Below are 26,543 nucleotides of genomic sequence, written 5' to 3'. Positions count from 1 at the left end.
AGCCTTATTTGAGTCAATAGCCAGCGCTGTAAATAACTGGCTATTGCTCAATATTAATCTAGGCGTATTTATGACTGTTCGGTAAGTTGATTTAATATACGCTTTTCAGAAATAGGGTATGCGGTACCTAACACTTGAGCAAAACAAGATACGCGATATTCTTCAATCATCCAGCGAGCTTCAATTAATGCGGGCGGTGTTGGCATAGCGCGCGGTACTTTTGCTAGCTGCGCCGTTAAGGCTGCTTGCACTTTATTAATACTTTGCATGTGCAAACGGTCGCGAGTCGGGTCAATAGGCAGTTTTTCAACACGGGTTTCAATCGCTTTTAAATAACGCGCCACATCCGCTAGACGCTGCCAACCACAGGCTTCTACAAAACCTTTAAACACTAATTTGTCTAATTGATTTTGGATATCACTCATAGCAAAGGCGATATCTAAACTTATTTTGCCTTTAAGACGTTTTTTAATACTCTGGTACAAGGTTAAAATCTGTTCAACCTTAAGAGCTATTTGCTCAGCAGTCGGGTTTAATTCTTGGCGAACCCAATCCTTTGCTAGCTCAAATTGAGCTTGATTACGTACATCTAACGCTTTTTGGTCTAACAACTGCTGCACGGCGGCGGCAATAATATCATCAATCAAAATTTGCACTTGACCAAAAGGATTGAAATACATCGCCAATTTGGCCTTATTCGGCAAGGCTTGCTGTAAATGTTTTACCGGCGAAGGAATGTTGAGCAACAGCAAACGTCGCAGACCTTGGCGATGGGCATCTTGCGCCTCGAACTCATCATCAAATAATTTGATCGCGACGCTGTCTTTTTTATCGATCAGTGCCGGAAACGCTCGTACTTGATAATTGCCTTTTTGCTGCTGGTATTGCTGCGGCAAATCACCAAAAGACCATTCAGTTAAGGCTTCTTTTTCAATTCCCTTATCCGCCACCTGACGTATCGCCTTAGCAACAACACCCTGCAATTCGGCTTTTAAGTTATCGAGCATGCGGCCCTGCGCTACTAAATTATGATGATCGTCTTCAATTTTAAAATTCATCTGTAAATGCGCGGGCATTTGCGTTGCATCAAAATCTTCTGGCGATATACGCGTGCCGCTCATACGCAGTAATTGTTTGCACATGGTATCCAGTAAACTGGCACTAAAAGGTACCATGGCCTGCACACAAGCTCGGGCGTAATCAGGCGCTGGCACAAAGTTACGCCGTAAACTTTTAGGCAACGATTTGATCAATGCGATGCACTTTTCTTCCCGCAGCCCTGCCACTAGCCAATCAAAATCACTGTCATCAATTTGATTAAGCAGCGCCACCGGAATGTGTACAGACACGCCGTCATCACTGGCGGCAGGCTCAAAATGATAACTCAGCTGCAGGCGCAAATTGCCCTTGTGCCACGTATCGGGGAAATCCAAGGTCGAAATATGGTCGGCATTGCGCTGCATTAACAGTGCTTTGCTGAAATCGAGTAAATCCGGTTGCTCGCGCTTTACCTTCTTCCACCAGCCAAAAAACAGCTGGGCGTTGTAAATCCCTTCCGGGATCCGCGGCTCGTAAAAGTCCACCAACACTTGCTCGTCCACCAAAATATCGCGGCGACGGGATTTGTGCTCAAGGGACTCAATGTCTTCAAGCAACTTTTGGTTAGCCACAAAAAATGCTTCTTGAGTTTGCAACTGCCCTTCTGCCAAAGCACTGCGGATAAAAATCTCCCGCGCTTCAACGGGATCGATGGGGCCATATTGCACTTTACGGCGATGCACCACCGTCAAGCCATAGAGCACTTGGTTTTCAAGGGCGATAACGCTACCAGGTTTTGCCTCAAAATGGGGCTCCACATAGCTTTTCTTGATCAAATGCGCCGCTAAGGGCTCTAGCCATTCGGGTTCGATTTTGGCGCAGCAGCGAGCGAATAGGCGCGATGTTTCGGTAAGCTCAGCCGCCATGATCCACTTAGGGCCTTTTTTGGCCAGTGGCGAACCGGGAAACACAAAGAATTTACGATTACGGGCACCTAAGTACTCGTTATTGTTATCTTTAAAACCAACATGACTCAATAAGCCCGATAAGAGCGCGCGGTGCAAGCTGTCATAATTAGCTGGCGTATCGTTTAAGCGCCACTTTAAATCGTGCACGGCTTGTTTAAGCTGGGCGTATAAATCCTGCCACTCGCGAACGCGCAAATAGGCCAAATATTCATCGCGGCACTTTTTACGGAACTGACTAGCAGATAACTCTTTTTGTTGATCTTTTAAGTGCTGCCACAGGTTTATCCAACTGACGAAATCGGAACTGGGATCGGCAAAACGGCGATGGGCTTCATCACTGGCTTGCTTCTTCTCCATCGGACGTTCGCGGGGATCTTGAATCGATAAGCCCGCGGCAATCACTAACACTTCGTTCAAACAACCTAACTGCTGACTCTCGACCACCATACGCGCCAAACGCGGATCCACAGGAATTTGCGCCAAGTTGCGCCCAAGTGGTGTCAGCACTAGCTTGCCGTGTTTGCTCTCAACCGCTTGTAATTCTTCGAGCAACAGGAAACCATCGCGGATATGGCGTGGATCGGGTGGCTCGATAAAGGGGAAACCGGCGATATCACCCAAACCGATGGCCAGCATCTGCAAAATGACCGAAGCCAAGTTAGTGCGCAAGATTTCAGGATCGGTAAACGCCGGACGATTATTAAAATCCGCCTCATCGTACAAACGGATACAAATACCCGGCCCTACACGGCCACAACGGCCTTGGCGCTGATTGGCACTCGCCTGCGAGATAGGTTCAATCGGTAAACGTTGCACCTTAGTGCGATAGCTATAACGGCTGATACGCGCCGTACCAGGGTCAATAACGTAACGAATGCCCGGCACAGTCAACGAAGTTTCCGCCACGTTCGTCGCTAATACAATCCGCCGACCTCTGTGACTACTGAAAACTTTGGACTGCTCGCCATAGGATAAACGCGCGTACAGCGGCAAAATTTCGGTATCGCGGTAATTACGCCGACTCAATTGCTCGGCCGTATCGCGAATTTCCCGTTCACCGTTCATAAAGATCAGAATATCGCCCAGCCCTTCGGCCACCAGTTCATCGACGGCGGCAAAAATGCCTTCGATTTGATCTAAATCGGCATCGCTATCTTGCACTAAAGGTCGGTAACGGGTTTCGACCGGAAAGGTACGGCCCGACACTTCGATAATAGGTGCATTGTTGAAATGCTTAGAAAAACGCTCAACGTCTATGGTCGCCGACGTGATAATAACTTTGAGATCGGGGCGTCTTTTGAGAATTTGTTTGAGGTAGCCCAGAATAAAATCGATGTTGAGGCTGCGCTCGTGGGCCTCATCTATGATGATGGTATCGTATTGATCAAGATTACGATCGGAGGTTAATTCCGCCAGTAAAATACCGTCGGTCATCAACTTGATATAAGAGTCACTCTTAAGCGCATCGGCAAAACGCACTTTAAAGCCAACCACTTCACCGAGCGGACTTTGTAATTCTTCGGCGACTCGGCTCGCCACACTGCGGGCTGCTAAACGTCGTGGCTGGGTGTGGCCTATCATGCCACGGCAACCTAGGCCTAATTCCAAACAGATTTTAGGTAACTGGGTCGTTTTACCCGAACCCGTTTCACCGGCGATGATCACCACTTGATTGCCCGCAATCGCGCGTGCAATATCATCGCGCATCAAGGAAACGGGCAGGTTTTCAGGATAGTGGATTTTAGGCCGAGCGTTACGACGCTGCTCAACCTTCTCAAACGCCGCCTGCGCTTGCTCGCTCAGCTGAGCTAAGACTTGGGTCTTTTTATCTGAGTCGGCTTCTTTATTGAGCTTAAATAAACGACGACGGATCCGCGACGCGTCGCTCTGATAACAAAGATTAAGAAAGGCGTTCGATAGCGGATGTTTGTCTGAGTTCAAATCCAAATTCCATTGCTAGCATCAAAAACGGCGATCCTAGCAAGGAAAGTGGCGTAATGGTATTGCTAATTTACTCTGCACTCAGTATATGGCGTGTCAGTTTCGCACTGGCTCGACTTAGATTAAACCGGTGACAGATAACATTGTTGCATATAGATATTCATGGCTTTGAGCACATTGGTGCGATTAATCGTGCCAATTACTTTGCCATGTTCAACCACTGGATACACTTTAGGTTTAGGCCCTAGCATTTGTTCGGCGAGCTGCAAAATACTGTCATCTGGCCCAACGAACAGCACTTCAGTGCGCATGCAATCCTTCACCACTGAGGTCATATCACAGTGATAGCTACTTTTAATCATCACAGCCAAACAATCCTGCTGGGATAAAAAGCCCACCAAATCGCCCGTATCATCAACCACTGCTGCGCCCATTTTATTATTATCTAACAACTTTTCGACCGCAGTTGCGAGCGACATATTAGCGCGCAGCAACACGGGCTGACGATCCATATGGTCGCGGATTTTAATTAAGTCCATAGTCTTTCCCTCGAATTAACCCTACGTTTGTAGTCTAGTCAAAATATCGGCAAGAATGTGCGATTTATATCGATTGGGCTTATCTAGTGCATAAACCCAATGTCAACAAGAGCTAACAGGACAAAAATAGCGTCAACAAAGGCAGCCAGAAATAGCGACTTAGAGTTAACTGAAGCGAATGCTAGAAACTGAAATCAGGCAAGTATCCGATTGAGCTTCAATGATGGCAGGTAATGCCATCCGTCTTCGGTGATCATTTTACTTGTCATTCCAACGCGTTTTAATTCGCTATTGATACAAGCTATAAGTCGATATAAAAGCGATAGCCTACACCGGGCTCAGTCCGCACATACTGAGGTTCACTCGGGGAATCGCCTAATTTTTGCCTTAAGTGACTGACCACAATTCGTAGATAATGTGTGTCTTCTGTATGAGCGGGCCCCCAAATCTCTTTGAGCAACTGAGTCTGAGTGACAACGCAGTTAGGTGACGACGCCAATTTAGACAATACTGCGTATTCCTTGGGTGTGAGTTCGACAATTTGATGATCAACTTTAACCAGCCTGCGACTTAAATCAATCTGCAACTTGCCGTCATCTAATATGGGTAATTTTTCAGGTTTGATATGGTCCCTTAAAATCGCTCGCACCCTTGCCAGTAACTCTTCCACACTAAAGGGTTTGGTCACATAATCCTGCGCGCCTGCATCTAATGCTGCGACTTTTTCTTTATCTTGATTGCGAACCGACAATACAATCACAGCAACATCGGACCATCCCCGTAACTCCTGTAGCACTTGATGGCCTTCCATATCCGGCAAGCCTAAATCCAAAATAACTAATTCAGGTTGCTGGCGTGCGACAGCCGCGAGTCCTTGCTGACCATTTTCAGCTTCGGTAACGTCATAGCCCTCACTGGTGAGTGCAATCCGCAGCATGCGGCGTATTTGGGTCTCATCATCGATAACCACGATTTTTATTGCCACGTCTCTAGTCCATTCTGTGGTTTATTAAGGATATTTTGGCTGAAAATGATTAGCCAGGAACGGGATAGTCTAACGGCAATTCAACTTCAAAACGAGTGCCTTGCCCCTGTAGGCAATCGGTAACGCGAACACTACCGCCGTGTGCAGCTATCATGCCTTTACAAATAGCCAGCCCCATACCTGTATTCTGTTTTTTCTGATCTCCATCGGCAACCACATAAAACATATCGAAAATTTGATCCCTATGGCTGGCGGGAATCCCCGGCCCCCTGTCTTCAATTGCAATACAGCAACGGTGATTGGAAATGGTTAATTCAATACAAATAGGCTCTTCTGGTGGTGAAAATCGAACGGCATTCTCTAGAATGTTAAATAATCCTTGTTCGATCAGCGCCGCATGCACAAAGAGGAGTGGGGGTTCTTTTTCTCTGTGATATTCAACGATTGCATTAGGGAAATAGCGTTTAAGCCTGCCAAGTACGCTGCCAATAATGTCATCTGCCGAAACCCAATCACGCTCTATGCTCAAAGTGCCATGACCCAGGCGTGTCATATCGAGTAGATTTTGGATATAGCTGTCCAAGCGACGGCTTTCTTGCAAAATAGTATCAAGTAGCTCGTTGCGGTCAGCCTCTAGCAATTGTTTATTCAATAATTTTAAGCTCTCCGCCGCCCCCATCATGGCTGAGAGTGGTGATTTTAGATCGTGAGACACTGACGATAATAATGCGGAACGTAACTGCTCAATTTCTGTTTTCACCCGTGCCGATTCAAGATCTGACACTAACTGAATACGCCGCCATGTATTAGCGCCTTGCTGTAACATGGCCAGAATAAGCTCTCTATCAAACGGACTGAGTTCGTTGACCGTAGGTTGCCAATCTAAAATCGCCGCGCCAATCGTCGTACCTTCTAGTTCAATGGGGAACACACTCACACCCGATGCGCTCAAGGTATCGCTCAAACGCCCCGCCGCTTGCCCATGGCGCAAGGTCCAATCGATTGCGGCTAAATCAAGGTCGTTAAATGGCGTATTCAGCAGCGGTAAATAGGATCGCTGACCATCTTTACGCTGCAAAACAATATAACAATCGGCATTCACTGAACCAGCAATCTTGCGCCCTATCGTTTGCCAAAGGGCTTTTTCATCATCGGCGACCGATAATTCTTGGGCAACATCTTTTAAGGTTTCAGCATAACGATTTGACTCGCGCAGTAAAATAAACTGATTTCTGATCCGAGATGCCGCAGGGCCACTGATAAGCCCTATACACATCAAAAAAATTAAAGTGGCAATATCATCCTGACTATTTACATTCATAGTAAATTTGGGATCAGTAAGAAAGAAATTAAAGCTGAAAAAAGACCACACCGCAGTTGCCATGGCAGGCCTAGCGCCATAGGTTAAACCAATGCTGACAATCAAGAAAACATATAACAACACCAGATTGCCATTACTGAGCCAAGTATCTAAAAATGCCACCAGCGGAAAAATAACCACCACGCCAATCAGCCCAAGAATATGGCCTCGAAGATCACCAAAACTGGCTTTAGGCGTAATGGGATCTCGTACTTGCATTTGGTTTTCGGGTGCGTGATAGACACTCACCTCAACAGGTAAACCAGACTCAATCAAGCGTTGATACAGCCTTTTACGCCACCAAGGATAGGTGCGTTTCACACCCGCGCCGACTAATACTGTGTTAATTCGATGCAAGGCTATGTAAGGTAAAATGGCCTGATAACTGCTAGTGTCGCGTAATACTTCGGTCTGCGCGCCAAGTTCCTTCGCTAAGGCAAAGGCCTCATTTAGCCTTTTCCGCTGATAAAGGCCCAGCGCTTTGCCAGTATCGACCCAAAGCACTAACCAAGGAATTTGCCGCCGCTCAGCAATCTGCCGACCTATGCGGATCAAATACTGATGATCACTGCTGTTACTCACTAAAACCAACAATCTGTCTTTGAGAACAAAATCTGTTCCCTGTGCTTTGGCATCGAGTTCACAAATCAGTTTTGCATCGACTCGCTCTATGACTTTTTTCATTGCCAATTCGCGCAGTGCAGTCAAATTCGAGACCGAAAAAAAAGCATCTAAAGCCGAACGAGCATACTCTGGCAGATAAACTTTGCCTTGCTGTAAGCGTTCGATGAGTGTTGATGGCGGTAAATCGACAAATATAATTTCATGGGCTTCATCAAGGAAGCGATCGGGGACGGTTTCCCGTACCCGTACTTGAGTAATTTGCAACACCAGATCATTCAAACTGACCAAATGTTGGATATTGACTGTGGTATAGACATCAATGCCCGCAGCCAATAATTCTGCGACGTCTTGATAGCGCCGTTTATGGCGACTACCGGGGACATTCGTGTGGGCCAACTCATCGACTAAGATAAGCTTAGGCCGACGAAGCAGCGCCGCATCCAAATCGAATTCCGTTAAACGATTATGATGATAATCAATGGGTTTACGTGCCAATACCTCAAAACCCGCTACCATAGCCTCGGTATCGGCACGCCCATGGGTTTCCACCAGTCCAACCAGCAAATCGACACCTTGCTGGGCCATTTCCCTTGCAGCACTGAGCATTGCATAGGTCTTGCCCACGCCAGGTGCCGCCCCAAGAAAAACCGTCAGTTTACCTTTATCATTTTGCTGTATCTGACTTAAGAGCGCATTGGCTTGCTGTGTTTGACTGATTGGTACCACGATTAGAAACTCCTTGAAAGACTCACTATCCAGCGCGCATCACACAGGGACTGGCACTGACTCTGCGATAAATCCGTATCGACATAACCGACACTCAACACATCCTGCTCAGTCATATTGAGGTTCAGCCCAACTCGCCAATCTAAATAGTGGCTATTGCTTGCGGCCATAGAACCTAAAAACAGTGCCATATCTTGCTGAGAAGCAAAAAAATTGCTCCCAAGATGCAGTACTAGGCTTACGTTAGAGAACAGTTGCGGCTCATAACTGGCGTAAACATACTGAAAATCGTCCACATTCTCGCCAAAATAATCAGGAGAATAAACCAGTCCTAGCTTAGCATCGGCGTAGCTTACCACAGCATAAATTTCGTTATAACTCAGGTCGGTATCGTCCTGCGAGTATTGGTAACGTATCACGCCTAGGTCCGTTGTTAAGCCATTATCCCAATCCTTGGCCCAGCCAGCGGACAAGTCGAGTTCTAAACTTCCATCCCCAAATTCGATGTTACTGCCCCAAAGCGAGCCATACCAGCCAGAATCATGACTTAAGGTATACCCTGCTTGAACTGCAGGTCCTTCATCAGTTTGAGAAATACCACGAAACGCATAATCACTGATGAGCATCACACTCCCTTGACTCTGCCAAGAGGCATTGCCCCCATGAGTCTCAGTGCTGGCAAGCGCGCCCATAGAGAGTGAAGATAACGCCATCATCACACCCGCACAGAGGCGTGAACAATTAATATGTAACATAAAAATTTATCCTTAAATTCAGTAGAATATTGTTTTATTGAGCGTGTTTAGCAATCTGGTCGAGAGCGAGGTTGAGCTTGAGCACATTGACGCGTGCTTGCCCAAAAATGCCCCACTGCGGTGGTTCGATAAATTGCGCCACTAAGGTCAACACTTGTGGTTCGGCTAACTGTCGAGCCTGAGCCACGCGCGCAACTTGCAGTTTGGCTGCAGCGGGTGAAATATGAGGATCCAGTCCCGCGCCCGATGTGGCGAGTAAATCCACAGGAATATCAGCGGCCTTAACGGATTCTCGGGCTTGGATTTCTTGGCTTGTTGCCATCACACGTTCACGTAACGCCGGGTTACTCGGCGCAAGGTTACTACCACCTGTCGCCATAGGATCGTAACCGACAGCGCTCGGCCGACTAAAAAAATAGGCTGGATTAACAAAGGGCTGAGCGATGAACTCAGAACCCATAGCAACATTATCCCTGTGGATCACACTGCCCTTAGCTTGTACGGGAAATAAAGCGCCACCGAGCTGAGTCACAGTGCCGGTATAGACAACACCACACACAAATAACAGGGCAAGACTGGCTCTCAATCCCATAACGGCATGCTGGGTTTTAGTGGTATATACGATTGAATTCATTACTGTCTCCTAGAGCATAAGTGCAATGATTGAGTCGAGTGCTTTAATGCCGACAAAGGGTAAAATCACCCCACCTAAGCCATAAATCAGCATGTTATTTCGCAGTAATTTTTCGGCACTTATAGGTCTGAGCTTGATGCCTTTTAATGCCAATGGAATTAAGGCCGGAATGATAAGAGCGTTAAATACGAGCGCTGCGAGTACGGCTGAGGTTGGGCTGTGAAGCTGCATCAGATCCAGTGCACCAATCGCAGGCAAAGCCCCCGCAAATACCGCTGGAATAATGGCAAAATATTTAGCCACATCATTAGAGAGGGAAAATGTAGTCAAGGCGCCGCGGGTGATCAGCAATTGTTTTCCGACTTCAACGATAGCCAGTAATTTAGTGGGATCAGAATCCAAATCCACCATATTGCCAGCTTCTTTAGCGGCTTGGGTACCCGAGTTCATTGCAAGACCTACATCGGCCTGCGCTAATGCCGGCGCATCGTTAGTGCCATCCCCCACCATAGCCACTAATCGACCTTTGGCCTGCTCTGCGCGAATAAGGGCAAGTTTATCCTCAGGTTTAGCTTCAGCGACAAAATCATCGACCCCAGCTTCGGCGGCAATCACGCCAGCCGTTAGCGGATTATCCCCTGTCACCATGATGGTCCGCACACCGAGCGCTCTTAAACGGGCAAACCGTTCCGCAACGCCTGGCTTAATCACGTCACTTAAGGCTATAACCCCTAAAATGTGCGTGCCACTGGCGACGACTAAAGGAGTCCCCCCCTGCAAAGCCACTTTGCGGATAAGCGCGTTAACAGATTCAGGCCAGTGAATTTGATGCTGCTGCGCCCAAAACTGCATCGCATCACCAGCGCCCTTAATGCCTTGAATACCATCGGTTAAAATGACCCCAGAAACCCGAGTCTCCGGCGTAAAAGGAATAAAAGTCGCATCCGTAGGTTTGACGGGTAACACCGCGCCCAAATCTATGGCCAATTTGAGTACAGATTTCCCTTCAGGGGTGGGGTCATCGAGGGAAGACAGCACCGCAGCATCACGCAACATCTCAGCTGCAATGCCTTTCACGGGTAAAAATGCGGTCGCTTGACGATCACCGAAAGTGATAGTGCCAGTTTTATCCAGCAGTAACGTATCGATATCCCCCGCAACTTCCACGGCTTTACCCGATTTAGCGACCACATTGGCGGCTAAGGCGCGGTTCATGCCTGCAATACCAATGGCAGGTAACAAGCCACCAATCGTCGTTGGTATCAAACACACTAACAGCGCAATTAACATAGTGTAATCAAGGCTTGCACCGACGAAACCCGCCATGGGTGGCAAAGTCACCACCACGATGAGGAAAACCGCAGTCAATGATGCAAGTAGCACAGTCAACGCCGTTTCGTTCGGTGTTTTCTGACGCTTCGCCCCTTCGACCAGCCCTATCATGCGATCTAAAAAGCTATTCCCAGGATCGTTGGCAACCAGCACGGTAATTTCACCCGTAAGTACCTTAGTGCCGCCAATCACACCGGAATGATCTGTGCCTGCTTCACGCAGCACAGCCGCAGATTCACCGGTAATCGCCGATTCATTGATAGTGGCTATCCCTTCAATGATTTCACCATCGGCAGGAATATAATCCCCCTGTAAAACCTTCACCTTATCGCCTTTGACAAGCAAAGTTGCGGATACTGATTCCAACTCACCGTGGCGTATGCGCCGAGCCTGCAAGGCCTCTTTCGCCGACTTTAAGCTAGCCGCTTGTCCGCGACCCCTTGCCTCTGCCACGGATTCCGCAAAGTTAGAAAACCACACGGTAAGCAAAAGAATAAGGGTCGTGGCTAACTCAAAACCAACAGTCTCGCCATTGAAGAACTTTTGTCCTGTGATCAAAGCGGCGAGTAAAGCGCCGACCATCACCACGAACATCACAGGGTTACCAGCCATACTCACTAAGGACATTTTCTTTACAGCACCGAAGGCAGCTTGCTTCACGCCGGCGCTATCTAATATTTGAGCAGGTTTATGCATGACTATTTCTCCAGACTCATAGTGGCAAGTTCTAAAGCTTCGCCAATAGGCCCTAATACCGCCGCAGGTAAGAAAGACAAGAAGTTAATGATTAAAATCACAGCAATAAGGGTGAAACAAAAGGTGGGACTCTCGAGCTTCAAGCTCGCGTTACTGTCAGGGCTCACTCTTTTACTCGACATCATCCCCGCAATCGCCAGCGGTAAAAACAGCGGCAGATATCGACCAAGCAGTAAGGCGATAACGCAACTGATATTCCACCAAGGCGTGTTATCACCTAAACCTTCAAAACCCGAACCGTTATTAGCAAAAGCGGAGGTATATTCGTAAAAGACTTGCGAAATCCCATGAAAGCCGGGGTTACTGTTGCCCGTAATACTCGGGATCGCCACAGTGATCGCCGTCAAACCTAAGACGCACAAGGTAGGTAAAACTAATAGACTTCCCAAAAGGGTGATTTCACGGGTTTCGAGCTTACGACCAAATATCTCTGGCGTACGGCCAATCATCAATCCCGATAAGAAAACAGCAATCCACACATAAACGATAAAGTTAACAAAACCGCAGCCAATACCGCCCCATATCGCATTAAGTAACATGCCTGATCGCGTCATCAATCCCCCTATTGGATTGAATGAATCGTGCATGGCATTGACCGAACCGTTAGAGGTTTGTGTGGTAAAAGAAGCCCATAGCGCCGAAAGCTCAGGTCCAAAGCGAACTTCTTTACCCTCCATATTAGGCCCTTGGGCGCTTAATCCCGCAAAGGCGGCGTTGGGTTGCAACTCGCTGTACACAGTCGCCCCCAGAAAACTGACGCTCAATAGACCCATAGCAACTAAAGCCATCAGGGTAAATTTTTTGCGTCTTAGCATTCCGCCAGCCATAAAGACGACGGCCATAGGGATCAGCACTAAGGCAATGGTCTCGATTGCATTACTGACTGGCGTTGGGTTTTCAAGAGGGTTACTACTGTTGGGGCCATACCAGCCCCCGCCATTAGTGCCTAACTGCTTGATGGCCACCATAGAAGCAACGGGGCCGATCGGAACGACCTGCTCAGTGATAGGTGATGCAGAATCTAAGGTGTTTACTTTTTGCGCACCGTCAAAACTACTCGGTACGCCTTGCCAAGTCAGTAACAGCGCCACAATAGCCGCTAATGGCAGCATAAGTCTGAGCACACCGCGCACTAAGTCAACATAATAGTTACCCAGATTTCGAGCCTCACCCTCTTTGGCGCTGTCATTATTCAACCCACCTAACATTCCCCGCAAAATCGCCACACAAACCGCCAGCGCCATGGCTGGAGTGACAAATTGCAGCGTAACAATGACAAATCCTTGGGATAAATAACTGAGCTGAGCCTGCCCGGAATAGTGCTGTTGATTGGTATTGGTGAGGAATGACACCGCAGTGTGCAAAGCCAGATCCCAAGATAATGGCCCTATACCATCGGGGTTAAGTGGTAACACATGTTGGAATTTAAGGATAAGAAACGCCAAAATGCCAAGTACCAAGTTGCTGATAAGAAACGCCGCACCATAGGATTTCCATGTCATCCCCGAATGGGCATTTACGCCTATAGCCCGATAAATCCACTTTTCAATGGGATTAAATAAACGATCTGAAAAATGGGACTGACCAGAGAAAACTCCTGTCATATAGGATCCCAACAGCCATGCGAGCCCAAGCGCAGTAGTAAAAATAAGGGTAATTTCAAACATAACGACTCCTAAAACTTATTAGGGGCAAACATTGCCACTGCTAAGTAGATGAAAAGTGCTATGGAAAGTATTAGAAATATCCAGTCCATATAATTTGTCCTTAAGAAAGTGAGTAACAGGACAAATATATGAATTAACCGCGTAAAGTCTCTAGAGTTCAAATGACTAATCCCGTAAAGAATACGTAAAAGTCATCATAATCAGTAGTAAATAAGGCCACAATAAACCATGGCATTAGCTATAAAAGTAAAATAAAAATGCCAGCTAGAAATACTAACTGGCATTAACACATGACCTAGCGATGATATTGTAGATTAATTAAGCTCTATATTTTTCATTTTATTATAGCTATCAGTCTTAATTTCTTTAAGTACACCTTTATTGTCATCAATAAATAATGCTTTTATATCATTCTGATTAGCGACGACTAATCCTTCTTGACTTCCTAAACATAATAGCGCTGTAGACCAAGCATCTGCTCTAGCCGGATCCGTTGCCAATACAGTTACAGATACTGTGTTATGGGTTACGGGTTTACCGGTTCGCGCATCAATAATATGTGAATAGCGCTGCCCTAAATGATCAAAATAATGACGATATGTACCCGATGTCATGATCGCTTGAGGTAAATCAATAAGCAGAACCTTTTGCATTATTCGCTGTTCGGGCAGCGGTTTTTCAATCGCGATTTTCCAAGCAGAACCGTCGAGCTTACTGCCGTGTACGACCATTTCACCGCCAATCTCTACCAAATAATTATCGATATTGTATCGCTTTAGCACATCTGCAACTTTGCCTACGCTATATCCCTGTCCAATCGAAGATAAATCAAGATGTACCTCTGGCAAATCTTTAGTTAACATTTGATTATCAATACTTAAATGATGTAAGCCAACATAGGTTAATGTCTGTTGAAGTGCACTTTCTGTAGGAATAGTTAATTGATTATGGGTAAATCCCCACAAATCGAATAATGGTTTAATGGTCAAATCATAACAATCCTCCGTTTTTGACGTGACCTCCTTGGCTATTTCTATTAGTCCTAAAATATCATCCCCGACCGCTATAGCGGAGTGCATACTGTTAAAACGAGAAATCACCGAATCTGAACGATAAGTAGACATATGAAGATCTATTTCTGCCAATTGCCGCTCAATCTCGCGATTTATCTCTGTACTATTTATCTTGTCTTTACTCCAAAATGTCACATGCCAACTCGTCCCCTGCACAAGGCCTTCTAACTTGGTATAAACTGGCGATTTCTGACACCCTACTAACATAATGAGTAATATACATGTTAATAACCATTTCATTTAATGACCCTCCCAGTCAATTCGACAAATCAACCATAAAATACACTTAAAATTAAAATCGCCAGAATGCCCGTGAGAAAATAATGAGTACAGGAAATATTTCTAATCGCCCAAAAAGCATAGCGACACACATCAGCCATTTAGCCGCATCTTTTAACGTGCCAAATCCAGATGCAGTGTCACCATAACCAATCCCCATATTATTAATGCACGCGGCGACGGTTCCAAAGGCGGTGGCAAAATCATGTCCAATGGCGACCAATCCCCATACAAAAACGCAAGTAAAAAATATGTACAGGAAAAATAATCCCCATACTGAACGAATGACTCTGTCTGAAACAACTTGGCCACTGATCTTTGTCGTTAAAATGGCATTAGGATGAACCAATTGATGAATTTCTCGGATCCCTTGACGGTACAAAAGTAAAAATCTGACAGCTTTAATACCGCCACAAGTAGAACCAAAGCATCCACCAAAAAAGCTCGCACCTAATAATAAAAGCACAATATGACTGGGCCAATTAGGATAACCTGCAGAGCCTAATCCATTGTCCGTCATAACTGAAACTGTTTGAAAAAATCCATGTACCAATGAATCTTTAATATCAAAAGTTTGAGTACGATTCAGCTCTAAACAAGCGATCCCAACAACGATAGATAATATGAGAATAAAAAATCGAACCTCCGCATTATACCAAATAGGCTTGAAGCTTCGCCGAACTAACACTATGTAGTATAAGGCGAAATTGATTGCTGCCAGTATTGAAAACACACCGCCCACAAGCTCAATTGCAGCACTGTTGTAATATCCTAAGCTGTCGCTATGTGTGGAAAATCCACCCAATGAAACGGTAGATAGGCTATGACATATGGCATTAAACCAATTCATTCCTGCAAGTTTATAAGCAACTGCACAACCTAAGGCAAGTACGCTATAAAGCCCCCATAAATTTCGAGCCGTATCCGCAAGGCGAGGCGTCATCTTTTCCTCTTTCATGGGACCTGGCATCTCAGATTGATATAATTTTGCGCCACCGATACCAAGAAATGGCATAATTGCAACGGCCAAAACAATTATCCCTAACCCACCAAGGAAATTAAGCTGTGCTCGATAAAATAAAATCGATTTGGGTAGTTCATCAATATCTGAAAAAATCGAGGCTCCAGTCGTCGTAATGCCAGACACACCTTCAAACATGGCATCGGTTAAACTCAAGTCCAATCGTCTATCAAGAAGAAAAGGTAATGCACTCATTAAGGAAAATATCAGCCAAAATAAACAAGCGACCATGAAGCCATCACGTTTTTGCAGATTTTTATTTTCCTCACTTGTCATCTTCCAACCGACCACACCAATAAAAAGGGAAAGTAGGAATGTGATTAAAAATGGAGTGATATATCCATCTTTATAAAATAATGCAACAGCGATAGGCATCAACATGGTGAAGCTATATATGACAATCAAAAAGCTACATAGATGAATTATGGTATGAAATCGAGAGCTAGATTTCTGTATTCCACTGACTGCAATCATTCCAACTCACCTTTAGATATTTATCGTGAAAGACTTAATGAATAATTTATTAGGTATCATAAAATACGAGCGCTCATGTCCTGTTCTAAAATCATGTGCAATCGATAACAGAGTTAGATTAGGAAATAGATCGTCCCCTAATACTTTTTGTTGTCGTCTAAGGTGGATTGCAAGTTGACTTATCGTCGCGACAATGGCTATGACAATAAAAGTGATTAGATTGATAAAAACAGCCACATCTATCATTGGGAGGGAATAATAAGGAGCGTTAAATAAAAAATGAACACGAATAGCTTCAAAAAATGCAGCCATATACGCATATTGAAAACAACATTGAAGTGTAATCATAACGACAACGAGTTGGAGTACAATAATAATGCTTTAGATGACACCCTCCAAGAGGGTAAATACAAGCAAATAGCGAGTAGGCACTCAGAAATAAAGCTCAACCTAACAGAGAATTTAAAAACACTTAGTTTGTCCATCAAAATGTAAGTCGTTATGTCATACAGATTTTCACTTTAACAGACGAAAACAATTCTGACGCGTAAAAAAAACGTAAAAAAATACGGAAATTAACTTTAGATAGACAAAATTAATAACATTATACGTTTGAAATCCCCAATCAATTTAGCTGGGGATGGTTAGTATCAATATGCTTAAATGGCTAAGGCTTGCTCAAGATCGGCAATCAAATCTTGAGGATCTTCGACGCCAATGCTCAATCTAATCAGGTTGTCATTCACCCCTGAAGCTAGCCGACTCGCGGCATCCATAGCAGCATGGGTGGTACTAGCGGGGTGGCAGGCAAGACTCTCTAAGTCGCCTAAACTGACCGCTTGAGTAAACAAGTTCAAATGATCTAAAAACTGCGCCGCTCGATTAAAACCCCCTTTGAGCTCAATACTCACCATACCGCCAAAGGCGTTGATGGTTTCACTCAGAACTTGATGACCTTGATCATCTGCTAGCCCTGGGTAATAAACTTTTGCAACGCTCGGATGGGTTGCAAGAAAAGCGGCGACCTTAGCCGCGCCCGCAAGATGAGCATCCATTCTAAGTGCTAAGGTACGTAAGCCTCGCTGTAATAAATAGGCTTCCTGTGGCCCAATCGCGGCGCCGATATGTTTAAGCGCTATAGTGCGAATAGGTTGCACTAATGCCTTAGGTCCAGCGACAACACCTGCGATCAAATCGCCATGGCCACTTAAATACTTAGTGGCACTGTGCATCACGATATCAATGCCATGTTCCAGCGGTTTGAATAAATACGGGGTTAAAAACGTATTATCACAAATGGTTATAGCGCCCACTTTTTCGGCGGCAAGCTTAACCTTACGGTAGTCACTGACTTTTAAGGTCGGATTGGTGATGGGCTCAAATAAAATAATTTTTGTTTCGGCGGTAATCTCTGCCAATAAATGATCATCGTCTTGATAACGGCGCACTGTAATACCCGCGCGGGTTAACGTTTGGATTAAAAATGCCGCAGTGCCACCGTATACGGGGTCGATAAATGCGATTTCATCACCTTGACTCGCTAAGGCATAGAAAATACTGCTGATTGCCGCCATCCCACTCGCAACAACGAGTGCTTCATCAGCCCCTTCCAGTTGTGCTAATTGATATTCAAGCGCCTGCACTGTCGGATTTGCCATGCGACTGTAGATAAAACCCGGCTGCTCACCAGCAAAACGGGCCCGACCATCCTCAGCACTACCGTAGGCGAAGGTGCTACTTTGATAGATAGGAGTTGTAAGCGCGCCCGTCGAGTTATCAGCGGCATAATGGGTGTGAAGTAATTTAGTTTTAAATTGCATAATAGATCCTAATAACCATTAAATGGCATGAGCGAATGAGGCGTAATGTGCTTGAGCAACGTCGGGATGAGAGCGCAAACGCCCTTTTAATACGTTCTGGCCCACTTGGTGGAAAAGAGGATTTAATGGATCGCTTGCCGGTCCTTGAGCTTGGTTCGCCAGATGCTTTGGCAAAGGTAACAAAGGAACTGTCGCATTCAACTGCGCCGCCATAAAAAAGGCACACGAGTAGCGCTCGACCCCAGCAGGCGGGCTAGTAACCCTATGGTTGGTTGCCTTTAAATACCCATTAGAAGCCAACTCAAGTAATTCACCTATATTCACCACAAAGGCGTCTTCTAATGGCGGTATGCTTAACCAACCGTTGTCAGTCTGAACCTCTAAACCGGATTGCTTATCTTGCAGCACTAAGGTCAAATAGCCAGGATCTTTGTGTGCCCCTACGCCTTGGCCTGAAGTCTGTCCATCCGCGCTGGGATAGCGAATAAGCTTCATATGCTGATAAGGACCCGCTTCGATCGTGGCATCAAAGGCGCTTTCTGGCTGCTCTAGCGCAACAGCTAAAGCCCTCAATAGTGTGACACTGGTATCGGCTAAATCCTGTTGCCATGCCAATAAAGTCGATTTCATCTGTGGTAATTGTGACGGCCATTGATTAGGCCCCTGTAGCTGCCACCATATAGGCACATCAGACTGCTGAGGGTTAGCCACTTCTTCTTGCATGATATCAAACTGTTCCCGCAAGTCCGGTTTCCCTAAGGTCAATTCACCTTGCAAACGGGTATAACCGCGAAAATGCGGTGTATTAGCCATTTTCACCGCAAGTTTATCTACGACGGGCAGCGCAAAGAAATCTGCCGCTAACTGAAGTACTTGCTGCTGTCTAGCAAGCTCAATGCCGTGGCCTGTAAGATAGAAAAACCCTATTCTTCTGGCAGCATCGGCAAGCTTAGTAATAAAAGCGTTACGACGTTGTCCACCGGCATGCCAATCACTTAAATTCAATATCGGTAATTGTTCCATCAATGACTCCCATTTAATGCATTGTCTGAGCCGGATTCTATGCCTTTATGGGTCGATGGATAATGAATTAATAACTATTTGATATATTAAACAGTAATAATAGATCATTTAGATATATAGACATCTAGGCTTCTATACTGCTAGATTTGAATTTCAAAGGGTAAAACAGCGCTAATTATTAGGCCAACTCAAACCGCACCACTCAGATAAACATCATAAGCCATACTGCTTAATGATATTTATCTGGTTACTTTTCAAGATATTAGTAAAATTAAGATATAAAAATAAAAGCGAGTCCACTTTTGCGGCACTCGCTTTTTAAGGTTTCGAAGTTTTAACGTTTCTAAGTCATGTCAGTTATAAACCTAGATGCTTCTACAAATAACATTATTGATCATGCCAAATTAGCACTTGGGCTGGCTCACCATTACTACGGGTGGCGCGGTACATACCTTCGGTATTAAATGGCGTAGCAATATTGCCACGCTGATCGACTGCAATCACACCACCCGAACCGCCAGCAGTGATAAGACGTTGATTAATAACTTCATCTGCTGCCTGAATGATAGATTTTTGCTGATATTTCACCTTGGCACAAATATCCCCCGCGACGAGGTAACGGATAAAGAATTCACCATGACCCGTTGCCGATACGGCACAAACACCGTTTTCAGCATAAGTGCCAGCACCGATGACAGGAGAGTCACCGATACGACCAAAGCGTTTTGCCGTCATACCACCGGTCGATGTACCTGCAGCTAAATTACCCTTTTTATCTAAGGCGACAGCACCAACGGTACCAAATTTGTAATCGAGGTCCTTCATCTCAACATTAGCAACTTGTTCAGATTTAGCCGCAGTTTGCAGTTTTTGCCGTGCATCGAGTAATTGCTGATACCGCTCGTCAGTATCAAAATGATGATTTGGCACTAAAGTAAAGCCTTGAGTCAGTGCAAATTCTTCTGCTCCTGCCCCCGAGAGCATCACGTGCTCAGATTTATTCATCACGGCCAAGGCTAAGTCAATTGGATTGGCAATATGACGCACTCCAGCAACAGCGCCGGCATTCATCGTTTTGCCATCCATAATAGAGGCATCTAATTCATGTCCGCCGTCATAGGTATAAACCGCGCCTATACCAGCATTAAACAGAGCACTATTTTCAAGGATATTAATTGCGGTTTGTACTGCCACTAAGCTGTCACCGCCCTCCTCTAAGACTTTTGAGCCTTTATCGACCGCTTCCTTTAACTTATCTTTGTAGGCTTGGCGTTGTTCAGGGGTGAGATTAGCTTTAGAAATCGTCCCCGCGCCGCCGTGGATCGCAATGGCGAACGGTTTATCATTGGCAAAGGTGTTATGTGACATAAAAAGTAGGCCCGAAATAATTAAACTAAAGGTGGCTAATTTTGTTTTCATTCTTTACATCCCCTTAAAAAGTAGCGTCCTTTGTAACCATTTCATCGTGTAATTTCAATCATCTCCTTGCCTGTTGGTTTTATTCTGGCGACAATGATGCCAAATCACAGGGACTATAAAGTGCAGCCATTTTTGCAAATCACCTCACATTACATTCGTCTTTGCTTGTTTCTGAGTCTGATTTCAGTCACATCAGTCGCAGCAGCAGATGATTTTATCAAATTATCTGTTACAGGCGTGAATGAAGCGCTTCGAAGCAACATAGTTGCTCACTTAGGCGCTTTACCTGAATCTGAGGTGCAGCGCCGTGCCTTTTTGTTTAATGTCGATGACAATATCAGCACCGCCTTAGAATCCATGGGTTACTATCACAGTGAAGTAGAAGAAAAGCTGATTGAGCATGACAAGGGACCGTGGGAATTAAAACTTGAAATCAGCCCCGGCGAGCCAACCATTGTTCAGTGGGTCGATATTAATTTTAGTGGTGAAATGCTTGATGACCGAGCCTTCGATCAATGGCTCGCAAAGGTCAACATTAAACCCGGCGATGTGTTAAATCACGGTGTTTACAGCGACGTAAAATCGCAACTCGTCACCTTAGCCTTGGCACGAGGTTACTTCGATGGCGAATTTACTGAATCACAAATTAAAGTTAACCGCGATATTAATACCGCACAGGTAAGTTTGCATTTTGATTCAGGCAAACGTTACCGATTTGGCCAAGTCAGTTTCGATGGCCATAGCTTAGAACCCGATATATTAGAGGATCTTATCCCCTTTAAAGAAGGTGCTTCATACTCAACTCGCCGTGTAAGCGCCTTGAATCGTCAGTTATTAGATACTGGTTATTTCGCCAATATCAAAGTGATCCCGCAAATCGATAACGTCGAAGATAACCATATTCCAATGCGAGTCGAATTAACGCCTAAGGCAAGTCACGCAATTGAACTCGGTTTTGGTGGTGATATTGGCAAAACAGATCAAGCCTTTGATCCGAGGGTGCGCGTGACTTGGCGTACACCACAAATCAATAAATATGGGCATTCCCAAGAAACCAGTCTCGAATGGTCGCCCGATAGACCAAAGTTATTAACCACTTATACGATTCCGCTCACACATCCCTTAGACGATCAATTAAAGATCCGCCTCGGTTTGCTGCGGGACAAATACGGTGTGACTCAAGTATATGATGCCGAGAATCGTGATTTTAGTAACACAGGCCAGCTCGAGTCGACTAAGTACCTTCTGGGACTATTACGTCAGCAAAGACTAGAAAATCAATGGCTAATGAGTTATTCGTTGGAGGCTATACGCGAAGAATATACTCAGTCTGACGTCGATTATATGCCGTCGTTTTATCTGGCAGGAATTAACTTTTCTCGGACTAGCCGGGGAGATAACTCACTGGATCCTAAATCCGGATTTAGACAAATTTATAGCCTAGACTATGCCGATCCCTATTTAGGATCAGAAACCCGCCTAGCCCGCTTGCAAGCTAAATTTAAATGGATTGATACCTTCTTCGATAACCACAGAATCGTTGCTCGTATTGATTTAGCTGCCAACTTAGCTAACGAGAATGATCTTGCCTCTATCCCACCATCACTACGCTATTTTGCCGGTGGCGATCAGAGTGTGCGCGGTTATGGTTATCAAGAACTCGGCCCCTATTTAGACTATGTTGCTGACGATGGAAAAACCAATCGCGAAGTTATCGGTGGCCGCTATTTAATGGTTGGTAGTTTGGAATATCAATATTATGTGACCCCCACTTGGCGGGTCGGCACATTTATCGATGCGGGTAACGCCTTCGATAATAATCAATTTGAACCTGTCGTCTCTGTCGGTGGCGGTATCCATTGGATCTCCCCGATTGGTCCAATCAAATTAGATTTAGGGGTCGGATTGAAAGAAACTGAGACCATTGAAAGATCATGGCGAATTCACCTAACCATGGGGACAGATCTATGAGCCAGCCCCCAGAGCATAATAAGCCAAACGAACAAGATATCGTTGATAATCCCATCACTGAAGCCGAAGCCACTGAAACCGTAGTGACCTCTGTCACCCCATCGGTGTCATTCATTCAAAGACTGTGGCGGCAGTTCAAACTCTGGACTCGGATTATTATCTATGTGCCATTAGGGCTTTTAGTGTTAATCGCCCTATTACTCGGCACTGAATTTGGCTCGCGCATTACCGTGGGTTTAGCCGATCAATTTGTACCCGATCTTGAACTGACTTATACCTCTGGTTCCATTAACAAAGACTTAGCCCTATCTCACGCGGCTTGGTCTATGGCCGGAATGAACGTGCAACTTGAGGATCTGCATTTACTGTGGCAACCCGCCTGTTTGCTACAAAAACGCTTATGCGTGAATAGCTTATCTGCGGCCAAAGTCGATGTCACTATTGATACCCTAGCGCTTTCTGCAGACTCAAACGAAGCGCCAGTCGCGCCACTTGATGAAGAACCCAGTGAGCTCCTATTACCCTTTGATATTGTTTTAGATTCTGCTGAACTCAATGGCGTTAATATCCAAGTGGATGATATGCAATTTACCGCTAATCGTCTTAACGCAGAAGCACAATGGTTTACCGAAGGTTTGTCGGTTAAACAGCTATCCAGCGAAGGATTATTCATACTGATCCCTGCATCAACCGATGTAGCAACGCAAGCCAGCACGGCAGCGGTAACGAATGCAGCAGATCCCAGCACTGCCGCGGTAACAACACAGACACCATCGGCCAGTCCGTCGCTACCAAAAGAGGCTGAATGGGCTTTAGCGCAATTGCCACAAGTATTTATGCCTTTCCCTGTGACAGTCAATGCCCTAACGCTAGACAACACCACACTGCAAATCGGCGATCGTAAAGATGTTTTTAGCCATGCAGAACTACAAGGCAGTTTCCGTGAATACCAATTGACCTTAGACCATCTTGCCATCAGCCACACCGATGGCAGCGTCGATATCACTGGCAGCCTAACACTTGATAAAGATTATCCACTCGATTTAGAGGCAAATCTCACCCTTAACCAACTAGTCGAATTGCCAGATCTCACTCATCAAGTATTAACGTTAAAGCTGAGCCAAAGTTTAGGGCAACTTCAGGTGAATGCCGTCGCCAAGGGCGATGCCGACTTTACGCTAGATGGCCAAATAACACTGCAAGACCCTAACCTGCCCTACAAGGTGAAACTTGAACAGACACGGCTTCAGTGGCCACTGAAGAACCCTGAATACTCGGTAAGCAATGCCACACTCGATAGCCAAGGCGACCTTAATCGGCAAGAGGCGAGTCTTACTGGCCAACTGATCACACCCTTTCACAAAGTGCTCGACATAGACACTGACATCCAACATCAAGATGCTAAGTTAACCATCAATAATCTTGATGTAATGGGCGCGATTGGTAAGGTCAAGCTCACGGGCGAACTCGATTATCAAAAAGCCATTAGCTGGAACGCCAATCTCTGGATCAATGACGTCAAATTACAAGAAATACAGCTGCCACAAACGGATACAGCGCAAAGTACAACGGGTTTACCGGACAGTTTGATTTCAGGAAAATTACGCACTAAAGGCTCATTTGCAGACCCCCGTTGGCAAGTATCCCTGAGCGATACTGAGCTCACTGGCACTTTGCAAGGTTATCCCTTCGACATTACAGGGGATATCAGTGTGAATGACTCCCTGTATGTCAGTGCTAAAGGGCTGAACGCCAAAGTACTAGGTTCAACTCTGGCACTCAAAGGCGAAGCCAATGCCAATTGGGATCTCCAAGGTGAATTACAAGTGCCCGACTTTGGCCTATGGTTACCTAAGGCCAGCGGCCAACTACAAGCGCAGATCAATGTCACTGGTGACGAGAAACACCCCCAGGTCGAGCTTACAGCGCAGCTGGCAGAACTTTACTATCAAAACATTAAACTGCAGGAATCTAATTTAAAGGCCTATTACAAGCCGCTAGATCAACATGAGTTTGCTATCTCGCTAAAATCAAAAACCTTGCAGATTGCAGAACAAAATTTAGATACAGTGACACTCGGGGCGAAAGGTACCATTAACGCTCAAAAACTCACTCTCAACGCCACGGGCGATCTTGGGCTCGATGCAACGATGAGCAGCCAATACGATGTGAAGAAGTCACGACTACAGCTCGATGTTGATCGTTTAAATCTCAACACGCCCGTAGGCCTATGGCAGCTCGATAACACCATTAATCTGGCTTGGGACCAAATCAAGAATCAAGGCAGCATTACGCCCTTTTGCCTCATGAATCCCAATAGCCGTATCTGCCTAAACAGTAATACACCAATAGGTAAAAAAGGCAGCGCACAGGTGAGCTACTCAGGTAATCCAGGGCAATTACTTATCCCAATATTACCAACAAATATGCGTTGGAATGGCCCTGCATCGCTATTAGCCAATGTTGCATGGGCTGCTGGCCGTAAGCCTACTGCCGATGTGAACTTTGATTTTGCTCCCGGCAGCATTATGCTAAAACGGGATAAAAATCGTGAAGTCACCATTAATTACCAAAACCTATCATTAAAAGCGACCTTAGATGCAAAACGGCTGGCGACGGTTTTAGATTTTGAATCAGAAGGCGTGGCCAGTTGGCAGAGTGAGATTAACGTCAATGTCACACCCGATCGCACCCTGTCAGGTTATGCCAATATCAAGCAAATCAACTTGCAGCCACTTGGGGAGTTTTTCCCTCAATTAAATACAGTGCAAGGTTTACTGACGAGTCAACTTAACTTTGCGGGTAGTCTAGATGCGCCCGAAGTATCGGGGAGCATGGCCTTAACTGAGGGCGCCTTAGCCCTAACAGCAAACCCAACATTAATCGACAAAATTAACATGTCGATGTCATTTGCGGGTCAACAAGCGCAGCTTAAGGGACGCTGGATGATGGGCAATGGTTTAGGCAGAGTGAATGGTCAACTGCAATGGCCCCAAGGTCAATTTAGTGGCGAGTTAGCCCTCGAAGGCGATAAGCTCGCCGTGATCCAACCACCACTGGCTATTCTCGATGTCTCCCCCGAGATCAACTTAACCTTCAACAGTAAGCAACTAGCAGTAAAAGGAAAAATAGCGGTGCCTTCTGGCAACATTAAAATTGTGCCATTAGCGGAAGGCGGTGTCGCAGCCTCCGAAGACGTGGTATTTGACGATTCCATTGCCGCCACTCAGCCTAAAACTAGCCCCTACGCCATCGTTGCAGATCTGAATATCAGTGTGGGGAACGAACTCAGAATTGATGGTATGGGTCTCAAAGGTAAACTCCAAGGGACCTTAAAGCTACAGCAGCAAGCTTTCCGTCCTCCTTTGCTCTTCGGTAATATCAAAGTCAATCAAGGTAGCTACAAGTTTATGGGCCAAACCCTAAAAATCCGTACTGGTGAAGTGCAATTTGTGGGGCCAACGTCATTACCAAACCTGAATATTGAAGCGATACGGGAAATTAAGACTGAAGACTTAGTGGCAGGTGTACGCGTCACAGGCACGCCATCACGCCCAGTGGTGACCTTATTCTCCAATCCCGCCAAAGAGCAGGCCGAAATCTTGTCTTACATTATCAAAGGCAGTGGCTTTAACAGCGCCAACAATGAGCAAAATAACTCGCTGATGATGGGCGCGGCACTCGGTTTAGGCTCACAGGTGGGCGGTGGCGCAATTAACAACCTAGGGAATACTGCGACAGGACTCATTGAAGAATTTGGTTTCTCTAACGTGCAACTCGACACTAATGATGAAGGGCGTGTGGCGATCAGTGGCTTTATCGGCGATAACTTAATGGTGAAATACGGAGTAGGTGTATTTAACCCCGGTTACGAAATGACCGTCAGGTATTACTTGCTCTCACAACTCTATCTAGAAACCGTGTCAGGCACTTTAGGCCAATCACTTGATATCTATTACAACTTCAATATCAAGTAACCATATGAATACCAATATGAATACCAAAATATTGATACTACAAAATTAGCATCCAATTACTCTAGCCAAACAACCTCAAAATACGAGTTACAGTATGTTGAGGTTGTTTGGGTAAAGCCTAAGTGTCTACCTATAAATACAAACAACTAAAAATCAGCCAC

General features: G+C 45.6%; 17 protein-coding genes. 2 read left to right on the top strand and 15 right to left on the bottom strand.

Annotation, left to right across the window (positions count from 1 at the left end):
- Window positions 1-68 precede the first annotated feature (68 nt).
- From hrpA to L5L97_RS10860, 15 genes are all read right to left on the bottom strand, one after another.
- Window positions 69-3,947 carry an ATP-dependent RNA helicase HrpA gene (gene hrpA / locus L5L97_RS10920; protein ID WP_372832869.1) on the bottom strand — a complete coding sequence of 1,293 codons (3,879 nt, stop codon included), beginning with the start codon at window positions 3,945-3,947 and terminating at the stop codon, window positions 69-71.
- A gap of 122 nt (window positions 3,948-4,069) precedes the next feature.
- Window positions 4,070-4,486: a CBS domain-containing protein gene (locus L5L97_RS10915; protein ID WP_028760149.1), complete on the bottom strand. Its 417-nt coding sequence runs from the start codon at window positions 4,484-4,486 to the stop codon at window positions 4,070-4,072.
- Between the two features lie 301 nt (window positions 4,487-4,787).
- Window positions 4,788-5,471 (bottom strand): response regulator, encoded by a 684-nt coding sequence (locus L5L97_RS10910; RefSeq protein ID WP_028760150.1) that lies wholly within the window; start codon window positions 5,469-5,471, stop codon window positions 4,788-4,790.
- A gap of 49 nt (window positions 5,472-5,520) precedes the next feature.
- Window positions 5,521-8,181, bottom strand: a complete 2,661-nt coding sequence (locus L5L97_RS10905) for a sensor histidine kinase (protein WP_113939544.1) — start codon at window positions 8,179-8,181, stop codon at window positions 5,521-5,523.
- Window positions 8,182-8,183: 2 nt separating this feature from the next.
- Complete coding sequence (locus L5L97_RS10900; RefSeq protein ID WP_263181853.1) at window positions 8,184-8,936, bottom strand: TorF family putative porin; 753 nt, start codon at window positions 8,934-8,936, stop codon at window positions 8,184-8,186.
- 34 nt (window positions 8,937-8,970) lie between these two features.
- Window positions 8,971-9,570 (bottom strand): potassium-transporting ATPase subunit KdpC, encoded by a 600-nt coding sequence (gene kdpC, locus L5L97_RS10895; RefSeq protein ID WP_263181852.1) that lies wholly within the window; start codon window positions 9,568-9,570, stop codon window positions 8,971-8,973.
- Window positions 9,571-9,579: 9 nt separating this feature from the next.
- Window positions 9,580-11,598 carry a potassium-transporting ATPase subunit KdpB gene (kdpB, locus tag L5L97_RS10890; protein ID WP_131525163.1) on the bottom strand — a complete coding sequence of 673 codons (2,019 nt, stop codon included), beginning with the start codon at window positions 11,596-11,598 and terminating at the stop codon, window positions 9,580-9,582.
- Window positions 11,599-11,600: 2 nt separating this feature from the next.
- Entirely contained in the window at window positions 11,601-13,325 is a 1,725-nt protein-coding gene (gene kdpA / locus L5L97_RS10885) for a potassium-transporting ATPase subunit KdpA (protein WP_131525162.1), read from the bottom strand.
- 8 nt (window positions 13,326-13,333) lie between these two features.
- On the bottom strand, window positions 13,334-13,414 hold the full coding sequence (locus L5L97_RS22960; protein ID WP_105252297.1) for a potassium-transporting ATPase subunit F: 81 nt from the start codon (window positions 13,412-13,414) through the stop codon (window positions 13,334-13,336).
- A gap of 225 nt (window positions 13,415-13,639) precedes the next feature.
- Window positions 13,640-14,638 (bottom strand): FAD:protein FMN transferase, encoded by a 999-nt coding sequence (locus L5L97_RS10880; RefSeq protein WP_263181851.1) that lies wholly within the window; start codon window positions 14,636-14,638, stop codon window positions 13,640-13,642.
- A 52-nt stretch (window positions 14,639-14,690) separates the two neighbouring features.
- On the bottom strand, window positions 14,691-16,172 hold the full coding sequence (locus tag L5L97_RS10875) for a TrkH family potassium uptake protein (RefSeq protein WP_049821715.1): 1,482 nt from the start codon (window positions 16,170-16,172) through the stop codon (window positions 14,691-14,693).
- Between the two features lie 12 nt (window positions 16,173-16,184).
- Window positions 16,185-16,544, bottom strand: coding sequence for a DUF4118 domain-containing protein (locus L5L97_RS22955; RefSeq protein ID WP_372838595.1), 360 nt, complete (start codon window positions 16,542-16,544; stop codon window positions 16,185-16,187).
- A gap of 287 nt (window positions 16,545-16,831) precedes the next feature.
- Complete coding sequence (locus L5L97_RS10870) at window positions 16,832-17,992, bottom strand: trans-sulfuration enzyme family protein (RefSeq protein WP_263181850.1); 1,161 nt, start codon at window positions 17,990-17,992, stop codon at window positions 16,832-16,834.
- 18 nt (window positions 17,993-18,010) lie between these two features.
- Window positions 18,011-19,015 (bottom strand): isopenicillin N synthase family dioxygenase, encoded by a 1,005-nt coding sequence (locus L5L97_RS10865; RefSeq protein WP_113939536.1) that lies wholly within the window; start codon window positions 19,013-19,015, stop codon window positions 18,011-18,013.
- 387 nt (window positions 19,016-19,402) lie between these two features.
- Complete coding sequence (locus L5L97_RS10860) at window positions 19,403-20,434, bottom strand: isoaspartyl peptidase/L-asparaginase family protein (protein ID WP_263181849.1); 1,032 nt, start codon at window positions 20,432-20,434, stop codon at window positions 19,403-19,405.
- A 120-nt stretch (window positions 20,435-20,554) separates the two neighbouring features.
- Between L5L97_RS10860 and L5L97_RS10855 the strand changes: the two genes are divergently transcribed.
- Both L5L97_RS10855 and L5L97_RS10850 read left to right on the top strand, forming a co-directional pair.
- Window positions 20,555-22,405 (top strand): autotransporter assembly complex protein TamA, encoded by a 1,851-nt coding sequence (locus L5L97_RS10855; RefSeq protein WP_219252679.1) that lies wholly within the window; start codon window positions 20,555-20,557, stop codon window positions 22,403-22,405.
- A complete protein-coding gene (locus tag L5L97_RS10850) occupies window positions 22,402-26,382 on the top strand; it encodes a translocation/assembly module TamB domain-containing protein (RefSeq protein WP_263181848.1) in 3,981 nt (1,326 codons plus the stop codon). The genes L5L97_RS10855 and L5L97_RS10850 overlap by 4 nt, the downstream gene beginning before the upstream one ends.
- Window positions 26,383-26,543: the final 161 nt, after the last annotated feature.

This window comes from Shewanella sp. SM71, from assembly GCF_025653905.1.
Lineage (GTDB): Bacteria > Pseudomonadota > Gammaproteobacteria > Enterobacterales > Shewanellaceae > Shewanella > Shewanella oncorhynchi.
This window is presented reverse-complemented; position numbering and strand designations above follow the sequence as displayed.